The organism is Arthrobacter sorbitolis (assembly GCF_054510995.1).
The window spans coordinates 632,308-655,977 of sequence record NZ_JBTNDM010000001.1; the positions used below are offsets into that span (position 1 = coordinate 632,308).

Annotated in this window: 20 protein-coding genes; 6 read left to right on the forward strand and 14 right to left on the reverse strand. The window is 70.7% G+C overall.

All coding sequences use genetic code 11. The annotated features are described in order from the left end of the window. Positions 1-4: 4 nt before the first annotated feature. Genes ACX80K_RS03060 through pgl form a run of 4 tightly spaced genes read left to right on the forward strand, consistent with a single transcriptional unit; the run spans position 5 to position 4,950 of the window. Positions 5-1,654, forward strand: a complete 1,650-nt coding sequence (locus ACX80K_RS03060) for a glucose-6-phosphate isomerase (protein WP_459270385.1) — start codon at positions 5-7, stop codon at positions 1,652-1,654. Between the two features lie 2 nt (positions 1,655-1,656). Next, positions 1,657-3,201, forward strand: coding sequence for a glucose-6-phosphate dehydrogenase (gene zwf, locus ACX80K_RS03065; RefSeq protein WP_459270386.1), 1,545 nt, complete (start codon positions 1,657-1,659; stop codon positions 3,199-3,201). Then, the gene (locus tag ACX80K_RS03070) at positions 3,198-4,142 is read left to right on the forward strand and encodes a glucose-6-phosphate dehydrogenase assembly protein OpcA (RefSeq protein WP_459270387.1); all 945 of its coding nucleotides are present in this window, start codon (positions 3,198-3,200) and stop codon (positions 4,140-4,142) included. The genes zwf and ACX80K_RS03070 overlap by 4 nt, the downstream gene beginning before the upstream one ends. Beyond that, the gene (gene pgl, locus ACX80K_RS03075) at positions 4,132-4,950 is read left to right on the forward strand and encodes a 6-phosphogluconolactonase (RefSeq protein WP_459270388.1); all 819 of its coding nucleotides are present in this window, start codon (positions 4,132-4,134) and stop codon (positions 4,948-4,950) included. Before ACX80K_RS03070 ends, pgl begins: the two co-directional genes overlap by 11 nt. A gap of 81 nt (positions 4,951-5,031) precedes the next feature. Here pgl and secG read toward each other — a convergent pair whose 3' ends face one another. The 13 genes from secG to ACX80K_RS03140 form a co-directional block, all read right to left on the reverse strand. Continuing rightward, positions 5,032-5,283, reverse strand: coding sequence for a preprotein translocase subunit SecG (gene secG, locus ACX80K_RS03080; protein WP_104179598.1), 252 nt, complete (start codon positions 5,281-5,283; stop codon positions 5,032-5,034). A 52-nt stretch (positions 5,284-5,335) separates the two neighbouring features. Next, complete coding sequence (gene tpiA / locus ACX80K_RS03085) at positions 5,336-6,151, reverse strand: triose-phosphate isomerase (RefSeq protein ID WP_459270389.1); 816 nt, start codon at positions 6,149-6,151, stop codon at positions 5,336-5,338. Between the two features lie 115 nt (positions 6,152-6,266). After that, positions 6,267-7,517, reverse strand: a complete 1,251-nt coding sequence (locus ACX80K_RS03090) for a phosphoglycerate kinase (protein ID WP_459270390.1) — start codon at positions 7,515-7,517, stop codon at positions 6,267-6,269. Positions 7,518-7,529: 12 nt separating this feature from the next. Then, positions 7,530-8,540: a type I glyceraldehyde-3-phosphate dehydrogenase gene (gene gap / locus ACX80K_RS03095; RefSeq protein ID WP_104179595.1), complete on the reverse strand. Its 1,011-nt coding sequence runs from the start codon at positions 8,538-8,540 to the stop codon at positions 7,530-7,532. Positions 8,541-8,809: 269 nt separating this feature from the next. Then, positions 8,810-9,439, reverse strand: coding sequence for a superoxide dismutase (locus ACX80K_RS03100; RefSeq protein ID WP_459270391.1), 630 nt, complete (start codon positions 9,437-9,439; stop codon positions 8,810-8,812). A 115-nt stretch (positions 9,440-9,554) separates the two neighbouring features. Beyond that, positions 9,555-10,535, reverse strand: coding sequence for a DNA-binding protein WhiA (whiA, locus tag ACX80K_RS03105; protein WP_459270392.1), 981 nt, complete (start codon positions 10,533-10,535; stop codon positions 9,555-9,557). Between the two features lie 10 nt (positions 10,536-10,545). Continuing rightward, a complete protein-coding gene (locus tag ACX80K_RS03110; protein WP_459270393.1) occupies positions 10,546-11,568 on the reverse strand; it encodes a gluconeogenesis factor YvcK family protein in 1,023 nt (340 codons plus the stop codon). Beyond that, entirely contained in the window at positions 11,568-12,467 is a 900-nt protein-coding gene (rapZ, locus tag ACX80K_RS03115; RefSeq protein WP_459270394.1) for an RNase adapter RapZ, read from the reverse strand. The genes ACX80K_RS03110 and rapZ overlap by 1 nt, the downstream gene beginning before the upstream one ends. A 94-nt stretch (positions 12,468-12,561) precedes the next feature. Next, positions 12,562-14,616, reverse strand: a complete 2,055-nt coding sequence (uvrC, locus tag ACX80K_RS03120) for an excinuclease ABC subunit UvrC (protein ID WP_459270395.1) — start codon at positions 14,614-14,616, stop codon at positions 12,562-12,564. Between the two features lie 92 nt (positions 14,617-14,708). Continuing rightward, positions 14,709-15,377, reverse strand: a complete 669-nt coding sequence (locus ACX80K_RS03125; RefSeq protein WP_459270396.1) for a lysophospholipid acyltransferase family protein — start codon at positions 15,375-15,377, stop codon at positions 14,709-14,711. Next, complete coding sequence (locus ACX80K_RS03130) at positions 15,364-16,020, reverse strand: HAD hydrolase-like protein (protein ID WP_459270397.1); 657 nt, start codon at positions 16,018-16,020, stop codon at positions 15,364-15,366. Before ACX80K_RS03130 ends, ACX80K_RS03125 begins: the two co-directional genes overlap by 14 nt. 87 nt (positions 16,021-16,107) lie before the next feature. Then, positions 16,108-19,017, reverse strand: a complete 2,910-nt coding sequence (gene uvrA, locus ACX80K_RS03135) for an excinuclease ABC subunit UvrA (protein WP_459270398.1) — start codon at positions 19,015-19,017, stop codon at positions 16,108-16,110. Between the two features lie 85 nt (positions 19,018-19,102). Next, positions 19,103-19,480 carry a GntR family transcriptional regulator gene (locus ACX80K_RS03140; RefSeq protein WP_459270399.1) on the reverse strand — a complete coding sequence of 126 codons (378 nt, stop codon included), beginning with the start codon at positions 19,478-19,480 and terminating at the stop codon, positions 19,103-19,105. A gap of 98 nt (positions 19,481-19,578) precedes the next feature. Between ACX80K_RS03140 and ACX80K_RS03145 the strand changes: the two genes are divergently transcribed. Further along, positions 19,579-20,229 carry an MBL fold metallo-hydrolase gene (locus tag ACX80K_RS03145; protein ID WP_459270400.1) on the forward strand — a complete coding sequence of 217 codons (651 nt, stop codon included), beginning with the start codon at positions 19,579-19,581 and terminating at the stop codon, positions 20,227-20,229. A gap of 59 nt (positions 20,230-20,288) precedes the next feature. Here the strand turns inward: ACX80K_RS03145 and ACX80K_RS03150 are convergent, their stop codons facing one another. After that, on the reverse strand, positions 20,289-21,062 hold the full coding sequence (locus ACX80K_RS03150; RefSeq protein ID WP_459270401.1) for a trans-aconitate 2-methyltransferase: 774 nt from the start codon (positions 21,060-21,062) through the stop codon (positions 20,289-20,291). A gap of 39 nt (positions 21,063-21,101) precedes the next feature. On the opposite strand from ACX80K_RS03150, the gene ACX80K_RS03155 reads away from it, so the two are divergent. Beyond that, positions 21,102-23,645: a DEAD/DEAH box helicase gene (locus tag ACX80K_RS03155; RefSeq protein WP_459270402.1), complete on the forward strand. Its 2,544-nt coding sequence runs from the start codon at positions 21,102-21,104 to the stop codon at positions 23,643-23,645. Positions 23,646-23,670 lie beyond the last annotated feature (25 nt).

Here is a 23,670-nt window from a genome sequence, read left to right on the forward strand (position 1 = left end):
TCCCATGGGTTCATTCGCTCTCACCGCATCCGGCGATGCCCTCGCGGCCGTCGAATCAGCCGTACCGGCGCTCGTGCACGACCGCGTCGCCTCCCGCCTCATGGCGAAGGACCCCACCCTGTGGGGCGCCGACGCCGAGTCCGAGGCCTCGAAGCGCCTCGGCTGGATCGACCTCTTCGAAGGCTCCCGGGCCCTCCTGCCGGAGATCGCCGGGCTCCGTGCCGATCTCCAGGCCGAGGGCGTCGACCGCATCGTGCTCTGCGGCATGGGCGGTTCCTCGCTCGCGCCCGAGGTGATCACCAAGGAAGCCGGCGTCCGGCTCGTCGTGCTCGACGCGACGGATCCCGAGCAGGTCCGCGCGGCCCTCGAGGAGGACCTGCAGCGCACCGCCATCGTCGTGTCCTCGAAGTCGGGCTCCACCGTGGAGACGGATTCGCAGCGGCGCCTCTTCGAGCAGGCGTTCACCGACGCCGGCATCGATGCGGCCTCGCGGATCGTCGTCGTGACGGATCCGGGCTCGCCCCTCGAGGAGGCGTCCCGGAAGGCCGGCTACCGGAAGGTGTTCACCGCGGACCCGGAGGTGGGCGGCCGCTACTCGGCCCTGACTGCCTTCGGTCTCGTGCCGTCCGGCCTCGCCGGCGCGGATGTCGCCGCACTCCTCGACGACGCCGAGGACGCCGCCGAGTTCCTCGGTGACGACGTCGACGACAACGTGGGACTGCAGCTCGGCGCCGTGCTCGGAGGCACCACGCCCCTCCGCGACAAGATCGTGTTCGCCGACGCCGGTTCCGGCCTCCCGGGCTTCGCCGACTGGGCCGAACAGCTCATCGCGGAGTCGACGGGCAAGCTCGGCACCGGCCTGCTGCCGGTGGTCGCCTCCACGGGTGCTCCCGAGCTCGCCGACGTGGCCGACGACGTCCTCCCCGTCTTCCTGGCGCCGTTCGACGAGGCTCCCAGCGACGAGATGACGCGTGGCACGCGCGTCTCGGTCAGCGGCACGCTGGGCAGCCAGCTGTTCGTCTGGGAGTACGCCGTCGCCGTCGCGGGACGGCTCCTCGGCATCAACCCGTTCGACCAGCCCGACGTCGAGGCGGCGAAGACGGCCGCCCGCGGCCTGCTCGACGCCCAGCCGGAGCCCGTCCCGGCGGCCTTCGTCGACGGTGCCATCGAGGTACGCGGCGACGCCGGCCTGCTCGGCTCGTCCACCACGGTCGCCGACGCGCTGGAGGCCCTCCTCGCGGCCCTCCCGGCGAACGGCTACCTCTCCGTCCAGGCCTACCTCGACCGCCACCGCCAGGCGGCCCTCGAGGAGATCCGCTCGCCGCTCGCCCAGGCCACCGGCCGCCCGGTCACGTTCGGCTGGGGCCCGCGCTTCCTCCACTCCACCGGCCAGTACCACAAGGGCGGCTCGCCCATCGGCGGATACCTGCAGCTCACCGGGGCCGGCAGCACGGACCTCGCCATCCCCAACCGGCCCTTCACGTTCGGGGAGCTCATCTCCGCGCAGGCCGCCGGCGATGCACAGGTGCTCGCGGACCACGGCCGGCCCGTCGTCCGCCTGCACCTCACGGACCGGGCGGCGGGCGTGGACCAGCTACGCCGCGTCGTCGCCTCCCTCGCCTCGTCCGGGCAGTCCCAGCACGGGAACGGGTGAGCATGGCTGACGGTACGACGGCGCGGGCGGCCAACCCGCTCAGGGACCCCCGGGACAGGCGCCTGAGCCGGATCGCCGGGCCCTCCTCCCTGGTCCTGTTCGGCGTCACGGGCGATCTCGCCCGCAAGAAGCTCATGCCCGCCATCTACGACCTCGCCAATCGCGGGCTCCTGCCGCCGAGCTTCGGCCTCGTCGGCTTCGGCCGGCGCGAGTGGACCGACGAGGAGTTCGTGGAGCAGGTCCGCGAGTCCGTGACCCAGTACGCCCGGACGCCGTTCAACGAGACGGTCTGGGAGCAGCTCTCGGCGGGCATCCGCTTCGTCACGGGCAACTTCGACGACGACGAGGCCTTCAAGAAGCTGAAGGAGACCCTCGACGGCCTGGACGGGAGCAGGGGCGCCCGCGGCAACCACGCGTTCTACCTCTCGATCCCGCCCAACGCGTTCGAGGCGGTGTGCCAGAAGCTCTCCGAGCACGGTCTGGCGCAGCCCGACGACGGCCAATGGCGCCGCGTGGTCATCGAGAAGCCCTTCGGGCACGACCTCGAGTCCGCGCGCGAGCTCAACAGCATCGTCGAGGAGGTCTTCCCCCCGGACGCCGTGTTCAGGATCGACCACTACCTGGGGAAGGAGACGGTGCAGAACATCCTCGCGCTGCGCTTCGCGAACCAGCTCTTCGAGCCGCTGTGGAACGCCAACTACGTGGACCACGTGCAGATCACCATGGCGGAGGACATCGGGATCGGCAGCAGGGCCGGGTACTACGACGGCGTGGGCGCGGCCCGCGACGTCATCCAGAACCACCTGCTCCAGCTCCTCGCGCTCACCGCGATGGAGGAGCCCATCTCGTTCGACGCCGAGCACCTCCGGTCCGAGAAGGAGAAGGTCCTCGCGGCCGTCACCCTCCCGGCGGACCTCACCGGGCGCTCCGCGCGCGGACAGTACGAGGCCGGCTGGCAGGGCGGTGAGCGGGTCAACGGCTTCCTCGACGAGGACGGCATCCCCGCGGACTCCACGACGGAGAGCTTCGCCGCGCTCCGGCTCGACATCAACACCCGCCGCTGGGCCGGTGTCCCGTTCTACCTGCGGGCGGGCAAGCGCCTCGGACGCCGCGTCACCGAGATCGCGGTCGTCTTCAAGCGGGCCCCCAACCTGCTGTTCCGCGCCCACGACGACGGGGACTTCGGCCAGAACGCCGTCGTCATCCGCGTGCAGCCCGACGAGGGTGTGACCATCCGGTTCGGCTCCAAGGTGCCCGGCACCCAGGCCGAGGTCCGCGACGTCACCATGGACTTCGGCTACGGCCATTCCTTCACCGAATCCAGCCCGGAGGCCTACGAGCGGCTCATCCTCGACGTGCTCCTCGGAGAGCCGCCGCTGTTCCCGCGGCAGCAGGAGGTGGAGCTGTCCTGGAAGATCCTCGACCCGTTCGAGGAGCACTGGGCCACCCTCGACGGCCAGCCCGAACCCTACGTACCGGGCAGCTGGGGTCCCGCCTCCGCGGACGCACTGCTCGCCGCCGACGGACGCACCTGGAGGCGACCATGATCGTGGACCTGCCCGACACCACCACCTCGAGGGTGTCCAAGGAACTCATGGCCCTGAGGGACCGCGGGGGCGTGGTCGCGCTCGGACGGGTCCTGACGCTCGTCGTCATCACCCGGTCGGGCCACGAGGAGGAGGCCATCGACGCCGCCAACGAGGCGAGCCGCGAGCACCCGTGCCGCATCATCGTCCTCGCCGAGGGATCGGCCGACGAGCCGACGCGGCTGGACGGCCAGATCCGCGTCGGCGGCGACGCCGGGGCCTCGGAGGTCGTCGTCCTGCACGGCTACGGGGAGCTCGCCGACGAGAACGAGTCGCTCGTGTCGGCCCTCCTCCTCCCGGACGCCCCCATCGTCGCCTGGTGGCCGCACGGTGTCCCCCCGGCCGCCTCGCAGACCTCGATCGGCGGGATCGCGCACCGGCGGATCACGGACTCCGCCAACGAGGCCGATCCCACGGCCGCGCTGTTCAACATCAGCAGCACGTACACGGCCGGGGACACCGATCTCGCCTGGACGCGCCTGACCAACTGGCGCATCCAGCTCGCCGCGGTCCTCGACCAGCTCGAGGGGAACCAGCCCATCACCGCGATCATGGTCGAAGGCGCCTCCGACTCCCCCAGTACGGTGCTGCTCGCGGCCTGGCTGACGGAGGCCCTCGACGCCCCCGTCACCATCGTGGCCGGCCCGGCCGGCACGGGGCTGAAGCGCGTCCGCCTGACGAGGAGCGGCGGGGACATCGAGCTGCACCGCCCCGACCAGGACGTCGCGGAGCTGTACCAGCCGAACCAGCCGGTCCAGCACATCTCGCTGCCCCGTCGGGGCCTGCGGGACTGCCTCGCGGAGGAGCTGAGGCGCCTCGACCCCGACGAGGTGTTCGGAGAAGTGATCACGGAGGGCCTGGCCCGTACCAACCTGAGGAGTGTGCGCACGAGTGAGCGCTGAGCCGAAAGTCAGCATCCATCCCTCCCAGGCGTCCCTCGCGGCGGCCGTGGCGGCGAGGCTCATCACGCGCCTCGTCGACGTGCAGAGCGACCGCGGGACGGCGACCGTCGTCCTCACGGGGGGCTCGATCGGCACGGCTGCGCTGCTGGCGGTGGCCGAGTCGCCGGCGCACACCGCCGTCGACTGGGCCAACGTGCACTTCTGGTGGGGGGACGAGCGCTTCCTGCGGGCCGAGGACCCCGACCGCAACGCCGTACAGGCACGCGCCGCCCTCCTCGACCGTATCGGCGCCGACCCGGTGAAGATCCACGAGTTCGGGTCCAAGGACGAGTTCCCGGACGAGGACACGGCCGCCGTCGACTACGCGGAGCAGCTGTCCGCCGCGGCGCGGGCCGAACTCGTGGCGGACGCGGACGCCGCCCAGGTGGACCCGCGGCTCCCACGCTTCGACGTCCTCCTGCTCGGGGTGGGACCGGACGCGCACGTCGCCTCGCTGTTCCCCGAACTGGCGGGCATCCGGACCAAGGGCGCGACGACGGTGGGCGTACCCGACGCCCCGAAGCCGCCGCCGCAGCGCATCTCCCTGACCCTCGAGGCCATCAACACGGCGCAGGAGGTGTGGCTCTCGGTCAGCGGCAGCGACAAGGCCGGCGCGGTGGGTCTCGCCCTCGCGGGAGCGGGCCACGTGCAGGTGCCGGCTGCCGGCGCGAGGGGCGTCAGGAAGACCCTGTGGCTGATCGACCAGGACGCTGCGCAGAAGCTGCCCGGCCGCCTCATCGACCACGACGACGACGAGTCGTCGGACTGACGGCTCGGGCCGCCCGGCGGTCCCACGGAGAAGCCCCCGGTCCCTGCAGGGACCGGGGGCTTCGTCGTACGGGGTGCGGGGTCAGGCCTCGCCGGCGAACCGCTGGATGAGGCCGAGGGCCACGATGACGACTCCCCAGGCGAGCCCGAGGGCCACGGTGAACCGGTTGAGATTCCGCTCGGCCACGCCCGAGGACCCCATGCTCGAGGTCATGCCTCCACCGAACATGTCCGACATACCGCCACCACGCCCCTTGTGGAGCAGGATCAGCAGGGTCAGCAGGAGGCTGGTGATCCCGAGCAGGACGAGCAGGATGATACGAAGGATTTCCACGGGGCCCTTTCAAGGCTCGGTAGCCGCGGCCTGAAGCGGCCGGCGCACGGAACTAGTCTGTCACCAGATGCTGTTCGAACCTGACAATACTAGCAAACTCGGACACGTCGAGGCTCGCACCGCCGACGAGGACGCCGTCGACGTCACGCTCACGGAGGATGCTCGCGGCGCTCGCCGCCTTGACCGAGCCGCCGTAGAGGAGGCGGGTCCCGGACGCCGTGGCGTCGTCGAACAGCGCGCCGAGTTCCGCGCGGATGGCGGCGCACATCTCCTGCGCGTCGCCGGGGCCCGCGACCTCGCCGGTGCCGATGGCCCAGACGGGCTCGTAGGCGATCACGAGCGACGCGGCCTGCTCGGGCGTGAGCCCGGCGACCCCGCGACGCACCTGCTCGAGCGTGTGGTCGACGTGCGTCCCGGCCTGCCGGATCTCGAGGCCCTCGCCGACGCAGAGCACGGGCACCAGGCCGTGCCGGTAGGCCGCGTGCACCTTCCGGTTCGCCAGCTCGTCGGACTCGGAGTGGATGGTGCGGCGCTCGGAGTGCCCCACCAGCACGTACGTGCAGTCGAGCTTCGCGAGGAACTGGCCGGAGATGTCGCCGGTGTAGGCGCCGGAGTCCTCGGGCGAGAGGTCCTGTCCGCCGTGGACGAGCTGCAGGTCGTCGCCCTTGACGAGGGTCTGGACGCCGCGGAGGTCGGTGAACGGCGGGAAGACCGACACCTCGACGCGGGAGAAGTCGTGGCCCGCGTCGTCGAGGGTCCAGGCGAGCTTCTGCAGGAACGTGATGCCCTGCATGTGGTCCAGGTTCATCTTCCAGTTGCCCGCGATGAGCGGTCGGCGGTCGAAGGCGCCGTTGGTCGAGGTGGTCATCGTCCTACTCCATCTGTTCGTTCCAGGACGCGTCGGTCCTTGGCTGGTGGTCGTACGGCGGCGGGACCGGCGCGGCCTCGGCCGTGCGGGTCCCGCCGTTCCGGTGCGCGGGCTGCTAGTCGCGTGCGAGGGCTGTCAGCCCGGGCAGTTCCTTGCCCTCGAGGTATTCGAGGCTCGCGCCGCCACCGGTCGAGATGTGCCCGAACTGGTCGTCGGCGAAGCCGAGACCCCGCACGGCCGCGGCGGAGTCGCCACCGCCCACCACGGTCAGGGCGCCGTCCGCCTGCGCCTCGGTGAGGGCCTGGGCGACGGCACGGGTGCCGTCGGCGAAGGCGTCGAACTCGAACACGCCCATGGGGCCGTTCCAGAACACGGTCCGGGCCTCGGCGATGTTCGCGGCGAAGTCCGCACCCGTCACGGGACCGATGTCGAGCCCGATACCCGAGGCACCGTACGTCCCGGCAGCGATGGCGTCGGCGGCGACGACGCTGTGCCCGGCGTCGGCGGCGAACTTCTCCGCCACCACGATGTCCGTCGGCAGCACGAACTGCGTGCCGTCCCGCGGTCCGCGTTCGAGGTAGCCGCGGACCGTGTCGATCTGGTCCTCCTCGAGCAGGCTGGCGCCGACCTCGTGTCCCTGGGCGGCCAGGAAGGTGAAGACCATGCCGCCCCCGACGAGGATCCGGTCGGCGGTGCCGATCAGGTTCTCGATCACGGCGAGCTTGTCGGACACCTTCGAGCCGCCGAGGACGACGACGAACGGCCGCTGCGGGTCGGTCGTCAGCCGTTCGAGGACCACGAGCTCGGCACGGACCAGGTCGCCCTGGTAGGCGGGCAGCAGCGAGGCGATGTCGTACACGCTCGCGTGCCGTCGGTGGACCGCACCGAACGCGTCGTCCACGTACGCGCCGTCGTCGCCGGCCAGCTGGGCCAGCTCACGGGCGAACGCGGAGCGCTCGGCGTCGTCCTTGCTCGTCTCGCGGGCGTCGAAGCGCACGTTCTCGAGGACGAGCACCTCGCCGTCGGCGAGGGCCGCCGCTGCGGTCCTCGCCCCCTCGCCTGTGGTGTCGGGGGCGAGGGTCACCGGGAAGTCGGCGAGCTCCCGGAGCACATCCACGGCCGGCTCGAGCGAGTACTTCTCCTCGGGTGCGCCCTTGGGCCGCCCGAGGTGGGCCAGGACGATGACGGCGGCGCCCGCCTCGCTCAGCTTGCGCAGAACGGGGAGGGACGCGCGCACGCGGCCGTCGTCGGTGACCTTCAGCGAGGGCACCTCGCCCTCGAGGGGCACGTTGAGGTCGGAGCGCACGAGGACGCGGCGTCCCCGGACCCCTTCGGCGAGCAGATCGTCGAGCGTTGCGTAAGCCACGGGCGGGCCCGCCTAGGAGAGCTTGGCGGCGACGATTTCCGTCAGGTCCACCAGGCGGTTCGAGTAGCCCCACTCGTTGTCGTACCAGCCGACGACCTTGACCTGGTTGCCGATGACCTTCGTCAGGCCGGAGTCGAAGATGCACGACGCCGGATCCGTCACGATGTCCGAGGAGACGATCGGGGCCTCCGTGTAGGAGAGGTAGCCCTCGAGGGAGCCTTCGGCGGCGGCAGCCTTGTAGGCCGCGTTGACCTCGTCGACGGTCACCTCGCGCCCGACGGTGACGGTCAGGTCGGTGGCGGAGCCCGTGGGGACGGGCACGCGGATGGCGTAGCCGTCGAGCTTGCCCTTGAGCTCGGGCAGGACGAGGCCGATGGCCTTGGCCGCACCCGTGGAGGTGGGGACCATGTTGATCGCGGCCGCGCGGGCGCGGCGGAGGTCCTTGTGGGGGCCGTCCTGCAGGTTCTGGTCCGCGGTGTAGGCGTGGACCGTCGTCATGAGGCCGCGCTCGATGCCGAAGGAATCGTTGAGCACCTTCGCCAGGGGGCCGAGGCAGTTCGTGGTGCAGGAGGCGTTGGAGATGATGTGGTGGTTCTCGGGGTCGTAGTCGCCGTCGTTGACGCCCAGGACCACGGTGAGGTCCTCGTCGGACGCGGGAGCGGAGATGAGGACCTTCTTGGCGCCGGCGTCGATGTGCTTCTGCGCGTCCGCGGCCTTCGTGAAGAACCCGGTGGACTCGATGACGATGTCGACGCCGAGATCCGCCCAGGGCAGGTTCGCGGGGTCGCGCTCGGCCAGCACGCGGACGCGCTTGCCGTCGACCACCAGGTCGCCGCCGTCGACCTCGACGGAGGCCTTCAGGCGGCCGGTGACGGAGTCGTACTTGAGCAGGTGCGCGAGTGCCTCGGGGCTCGTGAGGTCGTTGACGGCAACGATCTCCAGGTCGGCGCCCTGCTCGAGGGCCGCGCGGAAGTAGTTGCGACCGATGCGGCCGAAGCCATTGATTCCAACACGAGTAGTCACTGGTTTCCATCTCCTTCATAGGTGGTGCCGCCTCGTGGACCCTTCTCGGGCGACTCCGGCGACGAATACATCTGGTACCGGGCACACCTTCGTGCCGAAATCGATCGGGTCCTGCAGGCTCCCCTGGGAGCTGTGGTGCGGGGCGGGAGCAGCGCGAGGGGTGCTCCCGGCTCCAACCTTACTCAGCACGCCCGGGCGGCACGCATCCCGGACGGCGGTTGCCGCGGACGGGTGGCCGTGGTGCCCGCCCTGTCCGCCCGCGGCGCGCGCTACGCTCCGGGCGTGAGGAGGACGGAGGCGCCGGTGCGTGCTGCCTGGAACCGGGTCTGGACGTCGGCCCAGTTCACGAGGTTCCACCACGCCTTGACGTAGTCCGGCTTCACGTTGACGTAGTCCAGGTAGAAGGCGTGCTCCCACATGTCGAGCATGAGCAGCGGGATGGTGCCCACCGGCACGTTGCCCTGCTGGTCGTAGAGCTGCTCGATGACAATGTTCTTGCCCAGCGGTTCGTAGGCCAGGACGGCCCAGCCCGACCCCTGCAGCGAGGTGGCGGCGGCCGTGAAGTGCGCACGGAACGCATCGAAGGAGCCGAAGGCGTCGTCCAGCGCCGCGGCGAGCTCGCCGTCGGGCTTGTCGCCTCCCTCGGGGGACATGTTCTTCCAGAAGATGCTGTGGTTGATCACCCCGCCGACGTGGAAGGCGAGGTCCTTGGAGAGCTTCGGGATGATCCCAAACTCGCCCTTCGCGCGGGCCTCGGCGAGTTGCGCGAGGGCGTCGTTGGCGCCCTTGACGTAGGTGGCCTGGTGCTTGGAGTGGTGGAGCTCCATGATCCGGCCCGAGATGTGCGGCTCGAGGGCCGCGTAGTCGTAGTCAAGATCCGGCAGTACGTATTCGCTCACGTAGTCCTCCATGTTGGTATCTCAGGTGCCCGCGCGGTCCGCCGCCCCCGTGGTACGGAGGGCAGACGGCTCGCTCGATGACAAGCGGGCTTGCTGTTCCATCCTATGCATTTCTTCACTCGTCGAGCATGTCCGCGGTCACATTCGCATCGGTCCCCGGGATCCCGATGTCGGACGCCCGCTTGTCGGCCATCGCGAGCAGCCGGCGGATGCGCCCGGCGATCGCGTCCTTGGTCATGGGCGGGTCGGCGAGGCGCCCGAGTTCGTCGAGGCTCGCCTGCTTGTGGGCGACGCGCAGCTCGCCGGCGTACCGCAGGTGCTCGGGGACGGTCTCGCCGAGGATCTCGAGGGCGCGCTCCACGCGCGCCCCGGCGGCGACCGCGGCCTGCGCGGACCGGCGCAGGTTCGCGTCGTCGAAATTGGCGAGGCGGTTGGCCGTCGCCCGCACCTCCTTGCGCATCCGGCGTTCCTCCCACACCATGAGCGCGTCGTGGGCGCCCATCCGCGTCAGGAGCGCGGCGATGGTGTCGCCGTCACGGATGACGACGCGGTCGATGCCGCGGACCTCGCGTGCCTTCGCGGAGATGTCGAGGGGCCCCGCTACACCGACGAGCGCGAGGGCCGACTCCGGGCCGGGGCAGGTGACCTCGAGGGAGGAGGACCGCCCGGGTTCCGTGAGCGACCCGTGCGCGAGGAAGGCCCCGCGCCAGACGGCCTCGGCGTCCGCCGTCGACCCGTTCACGACGGCGGACGGCAGCCCCCGGACGGGGCGGCCGCGGCTGTCGAGGAGTCCCGTCTGGCGCGCCAGGGATTCGCCGTCGCGCACCACGCGGACCACGTACCTGTTGCCCCGCTTCAGACCGCCGCCGGTGACCACGATGATCTCGCTGTTGTGGCCGTACACCTCGGCGATGGCCGCGCGCAGCCGGCGGGCGGTCGACGCGAGGTCCACCTCGGCCTCGATGACGATCCTGCCCGAGATGATGTGGAGGCCCCCGGCGAACCTCAGCAGCGCGGACACCTCGGCCTTGCGGACCGAGGACTTCTTGACGTCGAGGTGCGAGAGCTCCTCTTTGACGTCGGCGGTCAGGGCCACAGATGCACTCCTAGTTCTCCCCAAACATGTCGTTGTAGGACGTCGCCAGCCGGAGCGGGTCGTGGACGGGCTTTCCGGTCGAAGCTCCCACTGTACCGAAGACGGCGCGTCCCCCCATCCCGGCGACGGTCCGCTCGAACTCGTCCCGGTCGGCGATCACGGCGGGGTCCGCGAGCACGACGTCGACCGTGAAGTCGGGGGCGTACCGCGAGATGACGTGGAGGTGGTCCACGGCGCTCATGCCCTGGGTCTCCTTCGTGTCGTTGCTGAGGTTCATCGTGAGGCACCGTCTGGCCGAGGTGCGGCACAGGGCGTCCCTGAGCTCGGGGAGCAGCAGGTGGGGCAGCACGGACGTGTACCAGGAGCCCGGGCCGAGGATGACCCAGTCGGCCAGCTCGATGGCCTCCAGCGCGTCCTCGCACGCGGGGGCGGCGGGCGGCAGGAGCCGGACGTTGCTGACGTTGCCGGTCTCGGAGGCGACGGCGAGCTTCGCCTGGCCGGTGACGGTCGTGACCCGCAGCGCACCCTCCGCCTCGCTGAGGAGGTCCCCCTCGATGGTGAGGGGCACGCTGGCCATGGGGAGGACCCGCCCGCGGGCTCCGAGGAGGGCGCCGGCCCACTGGAGGCCTGCCACGGGATCCCCCAGCAGCTCCCACAGGGTGACGATCAGCAGGTTGCCCATGGCGTGGTCGTCCAGGGGGCTCTCGACGCCGTGGCGGGAGGTGAACCGGTGCTGCATCACGTCACGCCAGGTCCGGCCCCAGTCGGTGTCGTCGCACAGCGCGGCGAGGGCCATGCGCAGGTCCCCGGGAGGCAGGACCCCGAGTTCGTGGCGGAGCCGTCCGGAGGACCCCCCGTCGTCGGCGACCGTGACCACGGCGGTCAGCTCCTGCGTCAGGAGCCGCAGGGCGGAGAGGGACGCCGAGAGTCCGTGGCCGCCGCCGAGGGCGACGACGGCGGGCCCGCCGCCCGCATCACCCTGCCGCCGTGCGGACGGCGGGACGAGGGGAAGGGGCCCGGAGAGGACTCCCATCACTCACGTCCGAGGTCGCGGTGATGCGCGGCGACCTGCACTCCCGGCAGCTGGGCCAGGCGCTGCGCGATCTCCTCGGTCACGGCCACCGAACGGTGCTTGCCGCCCGTGCAGCCGACCGCGATGGTGGCGTAGTGCTTGTTCTCCCGGCGGTACCCGTCGAGCACGGGGACCAGGGCGTTGACGTACCGCTCGATGAAGTCGCCGGCCCCCTGCGCCCCGAGCACGTAGTCGCGGACCGGCGTGTCGAGGCCCGTCTGCGGACGCAGGACGGGCACCCAGTGGGGGTTCGGGATGAACCGGACGTCCGCCACGTAGTTGGCGTCCGCCGGGAGGCCGTACTTGAAGCCGAAGCTCATCACGTTGAGCCGCAGGACGATCGGGCCGGAGTCGGAGAACAGCTCGGTGACCTTGGTGGCCAGGGCGTGCACGTTGAGGTCCGTCGTGTCGATGACGTCGTCCGCCGAGTGCTTCAGCTCCTTCAGCACCTCGCGTTCGGCGGCGATCCCGTCGAGGATGCGGCCGTCGCCCTGCAGGGGGTGCGGGCGGCGGCCCTGCTCGAAGCGTCGCACCAGCACGGCGTCGTCGGCGTCGAGGAACAGCACCCGGTAGTTCACGCCGGCCGAGCGGAGGCCCTCGAGGGACGCCCGGATGTCACGGAAGAGCTCCTTGCCGCGCACGTCGACGACGACGGCCAGCTTGGGGATGGTCTCGGGTGTCCGCGCGACGAGTTCGGTGAGCGTGGTGAGCATCTGCGGGGGCAGGTTCTCGACGACGTACCAGCCGTGGTCCTCCAGGGCGTTCGCGGCGGTACTGCGGCCGGCCCCCGACATGCCGGTCACCACCAGCAGCTCGGATTCGGCGGGTTCGACCGGAGTCAGGCTCGTGGCCTCAGTCATCGTGGTGCATCCGTTCCGGATCGACGGGGCGTCCGGTCTCCCGGCCGGCCCTGGTGTGGTCTCCGCGACGCCTCCGGCCGCGCCTTCAGCCTAGCTAATCTTCGATGATCTCGCCCGTGGTCATGTTCACGGCCGGGGCGGGGGCGTCCTCCGGGGCGACCGCGAGCGAGGTGCGGATCGTCTCGGCCAGGGCGGGACCGACGCCCGGCACCTCGACGAGCTCCTCGACGGAGGCCGCCCGGATCTTCTTCACCGACCCGAAGTGCTTGAGCAGGGCCTTGCGCTTGGCGGGGCCCAGTCCTGCGACCTCGTCGAGCGCCGAGGCGGTCATCGACTTGCCGCGTTTCTGGCGGTGGAAGGTGATGGCGAAGCGGTGCGCCTCGTCGCGGATGCGCTGCAGCATGAACAGCCCTTCCGAGGCGCGCGGGAGGATCACCGGGAACTCGCTGTCCTGGATCCACACCTCCTCGAGCCGCTTGGCGAGGCCGATCACGAACACGTCGTCGATCCCGAGGTCCTCGAGGGCCCGGGAGGCAGCGGCCACCTGGGGCGGTCCGCCGTCGACGACGACGAGGTTCGGCGGGTAGGCGAACCGGTTGCGGGTGATCGCCGTCGTCGTGTCCTTCAGCGGCCCCCCGTCCGCGCCGGGCGGGTCGTCCACGGCCGGGTGCGGGAGGACCGACGCCTCGTCGTCGACGGGATCGACCTCCGGGTCGGGGGCGGCGGCGTCGCGCGCCGGGCCCGTCTTCCCGGCGAGGTAGTTGCGGAACCGGCGGTGGATGACGTCGTACATGGACGCCGTGTCGTCGCGTGCGGCGTCACCCGTGATCGAGAACTTGCGGTACTCGGACTTGCGCGGCAGGCCGTCCTCGACGACGACCATCGAGGCCACCACGTTGGTCCCCTGCACGTGCGAGATGTCGAAGCATTCGATGCGCATGAGCGGCTGGGGCAGGTCGAGGGCCTCCTGCAGCTCCTGCAGGGCGGTGGACCGCGTGGTGATGTCGCCGGCGCGGCGGCTCTTGTGCAGGCGCAGCGCCTCGGCGGCGTTCTGCTCCACCGTGCCCATCAGCGTGGCCTTGTCGCCGCGCTGCGGGACGCGCACGTCCACGCGGGCTCCGCGGAGCCCGCGCAGCCACTCGAGCATCTGGTCGGAGTTGCTCGGCAGCACCGGGACGAGCACCTCGCGCGGGATCTGCTCGTTGCTGCTGCTGCCCTCGCCGTAGACCTGCTGGAGCAGGTGCTCCACGAGGTCCGGGGTGTCCATGTCCTCGACCTTCTCGACGACCCAACCGCGCTGCCCGCGGATGCGTCCGCCCCGGACGTGGAAGACCTGGGCGGCGGCCTCCAGCTCGTCCTCCTTGAGTGCGAAGATGTCGGCGTCGGTGTCCTCGCTCAGCACGACGGTGTTCCGCTCGAAGACCCGGCGGAGCGCGGCGATGTCGTCGCGGAGGCGTGCCGCCGATTCGTAGTCGAGCTCCCGGACCGCCTCGGTCATCTTCCGTTCGAGCCCGGAGATGAACTTCTTGGCCTCGCCGGACATGAACTCGCAGAAGTCGCCGGCGAGGGCCCTGTGGTCCTCGGCGCTGATGCGGCCGACGCACGGGGCCGAGCACTTGTCGATGTAGCCGAGGAGGCAGGGCCTCCCGCTGCGTTCGGCGCGCTTGAACACACCGGCGCTGCACGTGCGGACGGGGAAGACGCGGATCATCGTGTCCACGGTCTCGCGGATGGCCTTCGCGGGGTAGAACGGCCCGAAGTAGCGCGTGTCCTTCTTCTTGTCACCGCGCATCACCTGGACGCGGGGGTACTTCTCCCCCATGGTGACGGCGAGGTAGGGGTAGGACTTGTCGTCGCGGAACATGATGTTGAACCGCGGATCGAACTCCTTGATCCAGGTGTATTCGAGCTGCAGCGCCTCGAGCTCGCTGCCCACCACGGTCCACTCCACGCTCGCGGCGGTGAAGACCATGCTGCGGGTCTTGGCGAGGAGGCCCTGCGGGTTCGCGAAGTAGGAGTTGAGGCGGGAGCGGAGGTTCTTCGCCTTGCCGACGTAGATGACCCGGCCGTGCTCGTCGCGGAATCGGTACACGCCCGGATCGAGAGGGATCTCGCCGGTCTTCGGACGGTACGTCACGGGGTTTGCCACGCCTCCAATCCTAGGTCCGGGCGGTGACATGCCCCGACCGCGGCGGCGCGGTTCCGCTCACCGCTGACGCCCGCCGCGGCGTCGGACGCGGACTACTCGGCAGCGGGGCTCTGGTTGTAGTGCGGCGCCCGTTCCTGGCCGGTGAGGGCGGCGATGCTGTCCATGATGGTGTCCGTGGCGTCGCGCCGTGCGGGCAGCGGATGCCCCGGTCCGGTCTTCGCGAACACGAGGGGGCGCCCGACGCGCAGGGTGAAGTGCTGGGGCCGGACGCCCTTCCTGCCCGCCGGCTGCAGCGCGTCCGTGCCGAGGAGTCCGACCGGCACCACGGGGGCGCCCGTGGTGAGCGCGAGCCACCCCACGCCGGTCCGGCCGCGGTAGAGCCTGCCGTCCCGTGAGCGGGTCCCCTCCGGATAGATGCCGACGCCGTCGCCCTGCTCGAGCAGGTCGAGGAGGGTCTTCAGCGCCTGCACGCTCGCGGCCTGCTGTCCCCGTTCGACGGGGATGGAGCCCACGCCCTCGAAGAACGACTTCATGAGGGCGCCCTTGATCCCCGTGCCCGTGAAGTACTCGGCCTTGGCGAAGAAGGCGACGGGCCGGGGCATGAGCGCCTGGACGAGGACGCTGTCGAGGAACGAGAGGTGGTTCGCGGCGACGATGAACGGGCCGTCCGCGGGCACGTGGTGCAGTCCCTCGACGGTGGGCCGGCAGAGCCCTGCGATGAGACCCCGGGTGGTGCTGCGCGTCAGGTCATAGACTCCCACCGAGCACCTCCAGGAGCTCGTCGGCGGACTGCACGACGGCGGCGGCGCCCGCGTCCTCCAGCTCGCCGGGGGCGGCGAACCCCCAGCCGACGCCGATGCACGGCAGGCCGTTCGCGGAGGCACCCTCGACGTCGTGGCGGCGGTCGCCGACCATCACGGCGGATCCGGCGGCGTCCGGGTGGCGGTCCAGGGCCGCCCGGATGATGGCTGCCTTCCCGTCCGCCGCCGTGGATTCGTCCCGCGGGGACCCGTGGACGGAGGCGAAGAGGTGCCGGAGCCCCTGCACGGCGAGGAGCTCCTCCGCGAGCCATTCGGGCTTCTGGGTGGCGACGGCCACCACGGCGCCCCCGCGGCTGAGTGCGTCGACGCACCGGGCGATCCCCGGGTAGGGCCGGCTCCGGGCCATGCCCGTGTCGACGTAGCCCGCGCGGTAGGTGTCGAGGACGTCCTGCACGCGGGTGCCGGGCACGCCGGCGAGCGAGGTGAGCGACCGCACGAGCGGAGGACCGACCATGGCCTGGAGGACGGCCTCGTCGGGCACGGGGAGCCCGTGGCGGCGCAGGGCCTCGCGTATGCCCCCCGTGATGGCTCCCGCCGGGTCGACCAATGTGCCGTCGAGGTCGAAGAGTATCAGCGAACGCATAGGTGCCACCGGGCAAGCTTGCCATAGCACCGGGAGGCCGGAGGGCATGCATGCCCTCCCGGGCATATCCGGGAGGGCGACGCCGGACTACACGGCCTTGGCGAAGATCTCCTTGAGGAAGGTGCCGGTGTAGCTCCCCTCGTTCCTGGCGACCTGCTCGGGCGTGCCCGTCGCGATGATCTGTCCGCCGCCGGACCCCCCGTCCGGTCCGAGGTCGATCACCCAGTCGGCGCTCTTGATCACGTCGAGGTTGTGCTCGATGGTGATGACGGTGTTGCCCTTGTCCACGAGTCCCTGCAGGACGAGCAGGAGCTTGCGGATGTCCTCGAAGTGCAGACCGGTCGTCGGCTCGTCGAGCACGTAGATGCTCCGGCCGTTCGACCGCTTCTGCAGTTCGCTGGCGAGCTTGACGCGCTGCGCCTCACCACCGGACAGGGTGGTCGCGGGCTGCCCGAGCCGCACGTAGCCGAGCCCCACCTCGACCAGCGTGTTCAGGTGCCGAGCGATCGGGCTGAACGCGGCGAAGAACTCGGCGCCCTCCTCGATCGGCATGTCGAGCACGTCGGCGATGGTCTTGCCCTTGTAGTGCACCTCGAGCGTCTCGCGGTTGTAGCGCGCACCGTGGCACACCTCGCAGGGCACGTACACGTCCGGGAGGAAGTTCATCTCGATCTTCAGGGTGCCGTCGCCGGAACAGGCCTCGCAGCGGCCGCCCTTGACGTTGAAGGAGAAGCGGCCCGGCAGGTAGCCGCGGACCTTGGCCTCCGTCGTCTCCGCGAAGAGCTTGCGGATGTTGTCGAAGACGCCCGTGTAGGTGGCGGGGTTCGACCGCGGCGTGCGGCCTATCGGGCTCTGGTCGACGTGGATGACCTTGTCGAGGTGTTCGAGGCCGTCGATCCGCTTGTGCCGGCCGGCGACCTGCTTCGCGCCGTTCAGCTTGTTGGCGAGGACCTTGTAGAGGATGTCGTTCACGAGGGTGGACTTGCCGGAGCCGCTCACGCCCGTCACGGCGGTGAGCACCCCGAGCGGGATCGTCGCGTCCACGTTCACGAGGTTGTGCTCGCGGGCGCCGACGACCTTCAGCTGCCGGGACCGGTCGATCTTGCGGCGCTTCGCCGGGATCTCGATCCTGCGGCGTCCCGAGAGGTAGTCGCCGGTCAGGGAGTTCTCGTTCGTCAGGAGGTCCTCGAGGAGCCCCGAGTGCACCACCTGGCCGCCGTGCTCCCCCGCGCCCGGCCCGATGTCGACGATCCAGTCGGCCTCGGCGATCGTGTCCTCGTCGTGCTCGACGACGATCAGCGTGTTGCCGAGGTTACGCAGCCGCGTGAGGGTCTCGATGAGCCGGCGGTTGTCGCGCTGGTGCAACCCGATGGACGGTTCGTCGAGCACATAGAGCACGCCGACGAGACCGGACCCGATCTGCGTGGCCAGGCGGATGCGCTGGGCCTCGCCACCGGACAGCGTGCCGGAGGCCCGCTCGAGGTTGAGGTATTCGAGGCCGACGTCGAGGAGGAAGGTCAGGCGCGCCTGGATCTCCTTGAGGACCTGGTTGGCGATCTGCGCCTCGCGTCCCGTCAGGACGAGGGTGTCGAGGAATTCCGCGCAGTCGCGCATCGGCATCGCTGCGACCTCGGCGATGGAGCGGCCGTTGATGAGCACGGAGAGCGATGCCGGGTTGAGCCGTGCGCCGCCGCAGGTGGGGCACGGGATCTCCCGCATGTACTCCTCGTAGCGGTCCCTCGCGTTGTCGGACTCCGTCTCCAGGTGCTTGCGCTGGATGTACTGGATGGCGCCCTCGAAGCCGGTGCTGTACTTGCGCTCGCGGCCGAAGCGGTTCTTGTACTGCACCACGACCTTGTGGTCCTTGCCGTACAGCGCGGCCTCGCGGGCGCGGTCGGGCAGCTTCCGCCAGGGGGTGGTGACGTCGAACTTGAGCTCGGCGGCGAGCCCTTCGAGCAGGCGCGTCCAGTACTCGGTAGTCGCCGTGCCGAGCGACCACGGGGCGATGGCACCCTCGGCCAGGCTCAGGTCCTGGTTGGGGACCACGAGCTCCTCGTCGACCTCGAGCTTGCTGCCGATCCCGGTGCAGGCCGGGCACGCGCCGAACGGGTTGTTGAAGGAGAACGAGCGCGGCTCGATCTCGTCGATGGCCAGCGGGTGCTCGTTCGGGCAGGCGAGGTGCTCGGAGAAGGCGTGGAGGCGCTTGGCGTCGTCCTCGGGGAGGTCGACGAACTCGGCGAGGACGCGTCCGTCGGCGAGCTTGAGCGCCGTCTCGACGGAGTCGGTGAGGCGCTGCTGGATGCCACCCTTGACGACGAGGCGGTCGATGATGACCTCGATGGTGTGCTTGTACTGCTTGCCGAGCTTCGGCGGATCGCTCAGCTGGATGAGCTTGCCGTCCACGCGGGCCCGCGAGTAGCCCTTGGCGGTGAGCTCCTGGAAGAGGTCCACGAACTCACCCTTGCGGGCGCGGACGACGGGCGCGAGGACCTGGAAGCGCGTGCCCTCGTCGAGCTCCAGGAGCTGGTCGACGATCTGCTGCGGCGTCTGCTTCGCGACGGGCTCCCCGCAGACGGGGCAATGGGGGCGGCCGACGCGCGCCCAGAGCAGGCGCATGTAGTCGTAGATCTCCGTGATCGTGCCCACGGTGGACCGGGGGTTCTTGCTCGTGGACTTCTGGTCGATCGAGACGGCGGGTGAGAGGCCCTCGATGAAGTCGACGTCGGGCTTGTCCACCTGGCCGAGGAACTGCCGGGCGTAGGCGGACAGGGACTCGACGTAGCGTCGCTGGCCCTCCGCGAAGATGGTGTCGAAGGCCAGCGAGGACTTGCCCGATCCCGAGAGGCCGGTGAAGACGATCATGGCGTCGCGCGGGAGGTCGAGGTCGACATTGCGCAGATTGTGCTCGCGTGCGCCCTTGACGATCAGCCGGGACAGGTCCTGGGGGGCCGGCGCCGGATTGTGGGCGTGCTGCTCGAGAGACTTTGCTGTAGACACCCATCCACTGTAGGTGAAAACCGCTTCGAAGACATATTCGAATAAGCGCTTTTCCGCGCTATCGTGGCGCGCCTGACGGCGCCGTTCACGCTCGGCGCAATGCCGCCCTGACCATGGCTACGGCCTCGCTCTCGGCCAGGCCCGTCGAATCCACCACGGCAGCGAACTCGTCCGCCGCCGCCGCCACCCGACGGCGTGCATCGTCTCCCCCGGCGGTGATGATCGTCCCGGCACGGCCTTTCGTCTCCACGGCCCCTGCCTGCTCCAGTTCGCGGTAGGCCCGGGCGACGGTGTTCGCCGCGATACCCAGGTGCGACGCCAGGCCGCGGACGGGTGGCAGCCGCGTGCCGACGGCGGCCTTCCCCGAGGCGGCCGCGGTGAGGATTGCCTGCTTGATCTGCTCGAAGGGAGGTGTCCTGCTGGCCGGATCGAGCTGCAACCACCGGGGGATGTCCTGCTCCACGCCCTGTGCCCCTTCCGGGAGGATCCGAACCGGCCGGGTGGCCGCGACGTACTCGAACCCTACCCGCCGTCCTGCCGGCGCGCGCCTACACTGTGCCCATGACCCAGCCCCTGCACGACCTCAGCGAACTCACGATCCGCAGCCTGTCCGTGTCCGAGATGGACAACAACGTGTACCTGCTGACCTCGAAGTCGACAGGCGCGCAGGTGCTCGTCGACGCCGCCGACGACGCCCCGGCGATCCTCGGCCTCCTCGCGGACGCGCAGGAGGACACGGACGCGGAGGCCCGCGTGGCCCTCATCATCACGACGCACTCGCACTGGGACCATGTGCGCGCGCTCGCCGGAGTCGCGGACGCGACGAAGGCGCGCACCGCCGCGGGGGTGGACGACGTCGAGGACATCGCCGTGGCGACGGACGTCCCGCTGCGGCACGGCGACGTCGGGTCCTTCGAGGGCTTCGAGCTCGAGGCGATCCACCTCCGGGGCCACACCCCCGGCTCCGTCGCGATCCTGTACCGGGATCCGCACGGCCCCGCGCACCTGTTCACGGGGGACTCGCTGTTCCCGGGCGGTATCGGCAACACGCAGGGCGATCCGGGGCGGTTCGCGTCCCTGTTCGACGACGTCGTCACCCGGGTCTTCGACCGCCTGCCCGACGACACCCTCGTGCACCCCGGGCACGGCAGGGGCACGACGCTCGGCGCGGAGCGGGGCTCCCTGGCGGAGTGGAAGCAGCGCGGCTGGTAGGACGGCCGGTAGGACGGACGGACGGACGGCACGGAGCGGCCGGTCGGAGGAACCTCTGCTCAGGCGGGCCGGTGCCCGACGGCGAAGATCCGGCGGAAGCCGAACACGGTGCCGTGCCCGCCCCTCGGGTACGCCCTCCGGAGCAGCTCCCCGTACCCGGCCTCGAACTCGGCGGCCTCCTCGTCCGACAGCACCTCCAGGACCGGCCGCAACGCGGTCCCACGCACCCAGCCCAGCACGGCGTCCTCCCCCGGCAGCACCTGCTGGTACGTCGTCTCCCAGACATCGGCCTCGAGGCCGGCAGCCAGCAACTGCGCCAGGTAGTCCGCGGGTTCCCCGACGGCGTCCTCGTGGCGGAGCACGCCGCGGAGCCTGTCCGCCCACCGGGGGCTCGCCGCGTGCTCGCGCATCAGGGCGTGGGACGGGGCCGAGAAGTTGCCCGGGACCTGGAGCGCGATCCACCCGCCCGCGGGGAGGGCTTCCGCCCAGGTGGTCAGGAGGTCCCGGTGGCCGGGTATCCACTGGAGGGCAGCGTTCGTGACGACGACCTCGTCGGAGCCCGGCCGGTAGTCGCGGAGGTCTCCCACGTCGAAGGCCAGGTTCGGGGGCGCCGGGCGGCGGCGGGCGGCCTCGATCATGTCCGCGCTGGAGTCGACCCCCCGCACCGTCGCGTCGGGCCACCGCTGCGCGAGCGCCTCGGTCAGGTCCCCGGGTCCGCAGCCGAGATCGACGACGCTCCGCGGGGAACCATGCTCGATCCGTCCCACGAGGTCGAAGAAGGGCCGACCGCGATGACCGGCGTGGCGGGCGTAGAGTCCGGGGTCCCAGCGCATGGTCCACCCTAACGCCCCCACCGGTAGGCTGAACGGACCATGAGGATCCAAGAGCACCTGCCCCGGCACGACGACGGCCGACTCACCGCGGACGCGGTCTACGAGGCCTTCACGGCCTGGGCGGTGTCCCGCGGCCTGGCCCTGTACCCCGCGCAGGACGAGGCCGCCATGGAGCTGGTCTCGGGCAACAACGTGATCCTGGCGACCCCGACCGGCTCGGGGAAGTCGCTGGTCGCCGTCGCGGCCCACCTGAAGTCCTTCGCGGAGGGACGGACGAGCTACTACACGGCACCGATCAAGGCGCTCGTGTCCGAGAAGTTCTTCGCGCTCTGCGACATCTTCGGGCCGGAGAACGTGGGCATGATCACGGGCGACTCGGGGGTGAACCAGGACGCGCCGATCATCTGCTGCACCGCGGAGATCCTCGCGAACCTCGCCCTGCGGGAGGGCGCCCTGGCCGACGTCGACACCGTGGTCATGGACGAGTTCCACTTCTACTCCGACCCTCAGCGGGGCTGGGCGTGGCAGGTCCCGCTGCTGGAACTGCCCCAGGCGCAGTTCCTCCTGATGTCCGCGACCCTCGGCGACGTCACGCGGTTCGAGAAGGACCTCACGGAGCGCACGGGCCGCCCGACGGCGACCGTCACGTCCGTCGAACGGCCCATCCCCCTGCACTTCTACTACGTCGAGACGCCCGTGCAGGAGTCCCTCGAGGAACTGCTGTCCACCCGGCAGGCGCCCGTGTACGTGGTGCACTTCAGCCAGGCGGAGGCGATCGAGCGGGCGCAGAACCTCATGAGCGTCAACGTCTGCACGCGCGAGGAGAAGGACCGCATCGCCGACCTGATCGCGACGTTCCGGTTCTCCGCGGGCTTCGGGAAGACCCTCAACCGGCTGGTCCGGCACGGCATCGGCGTGCACCACGCCGGCATGCTGCCCAAGTACCGGCGCCTGGTCGAGCAGCTCGCCCAGGCCGGGCTGCTCAAGGTCATCTGCGGGACGGACACGCTCGGCGTCGGCATCAACGTGCCGATCCGCACGGTGCTCCTCACCGCGCTCAGCAAGTACGACGGCGTCCGCACGCGGCTGCTCAACGCGCGCGAGTTCCACCAGATCTCCGGCCGGGCCGGCCGGGCCGGGTACGACACCGCGGGGACCGTGGTGGTGCAGGCGCCCGACCACGTGGTCGAGAACACCAAGGCCATGGCCAAGGCCGTCACCAAGTTCGGCGACGACCAGAAGAAGCTGCGCCAGGTGGTGCGCAAGAAGCCGCCGCAGGGTTTCGTCTCCTGGGGTAAGCCTACGTACGAGCGGCTCGTCGAGAGCGTCCCCGACCCCCTGACGTCGTCGTTCTCCGTCAGCCACTCCATGCTCCTGAACCTCCTCGAGCGGCCCGGGGATCCCTTCACCGCCACCAAGCGCCTCCTGACCGAGAACCACGAGACGCGCGCGTCGCAGCTGCGCCTCCTGCGCCGTGCCATCGGCATCTACCGTGAGCTCATCACGGCGGGCATCGTGGAGAGGCTGCCCGTCCCCGAGCCGGACGGCCGGCAGGTGCGGCTCAGGGTCCACCTGCAGGCCAACTTCGCGCTGAACCAGCCGCTCTCCCCCTTCGCCCTCGCCAGCCTCGAACTCCTCGACCCCGAGGCCCCGGGCTACGCCCTCGACGTCGTCTCCGTCATCGAGGCGACGCTCGAGAAGCCCCGGCAGGTGCTGAACGCGCAGGAGAAGAAGGCCCGCGGGGAGGCGGTCGCGGCCATGAAGGCCGAGGGCATCGACTACGACGCACGCATGGCACGCCTCGAGGAGATCGGCTACCCCAAGCCGCTCGAGGAGCTGCTGCAGCAGGCGTTCGACGTGTACCGCGCGTCGGCGCCCTGGCTGGGCGATTTCGAGCTCGCGCCCAAGTCCGTGGTGCGCGACATGTACGAGCGGGCCATGAGCTTCGGCGAGTACGTGGCGTTCTACTCCCTGACGCGCTCCGAGGGCATCCTCCTGCGCTACCTCGCCGACTGCTACAAGGCCCTGCGCCACACCGTGCCGGTCGAGGCCCTCCGCGAGGATCTCAGCGACATCATGGAATGGCTCGGCGAACTGGTCCGGCAGGTCGACAGCAGCCTCCTCGACGAGTGGACCCAGCTGTCCGCCGGGATCGCGCCGGGAGTCGCGGTCGACGCCGTGGAACTCCCCGAGGAGCCGCCGTCGGTCACGTCGAACGAGCGGGCCTTCCGCGTCATGGTGCGCAACGAGATGTTCCAGCGCGTGAAGCTGTTCGCCGACGAACGGGACGAGGCGCTCGGTGCGCTGGACGCGGACTCCGGGTGGACCGCGGACCGCTGGGCCGAGGCCCTCGACGGGTACTTCGGGGACTACGAGGACATCGACGACGGCCCCGAGGCCCGCGGACCTGCCCTGCTGCTCATCACCAAGGCCCCGGGCCTCTGGAGGGTGCGGCAGATCCTGAAGGACCCGGAAGGGAACGGTGACTGGGGCATCAACGCGGAGATCGACCTCCCGGCGTCGGACGAGGCGGGCACCCCGGTGGTCCGGATCCTCGGCGTGGGGGCACCGGTCGCCGCCTGAGCGGCTGCTCCGGCTTCGCTAGTCT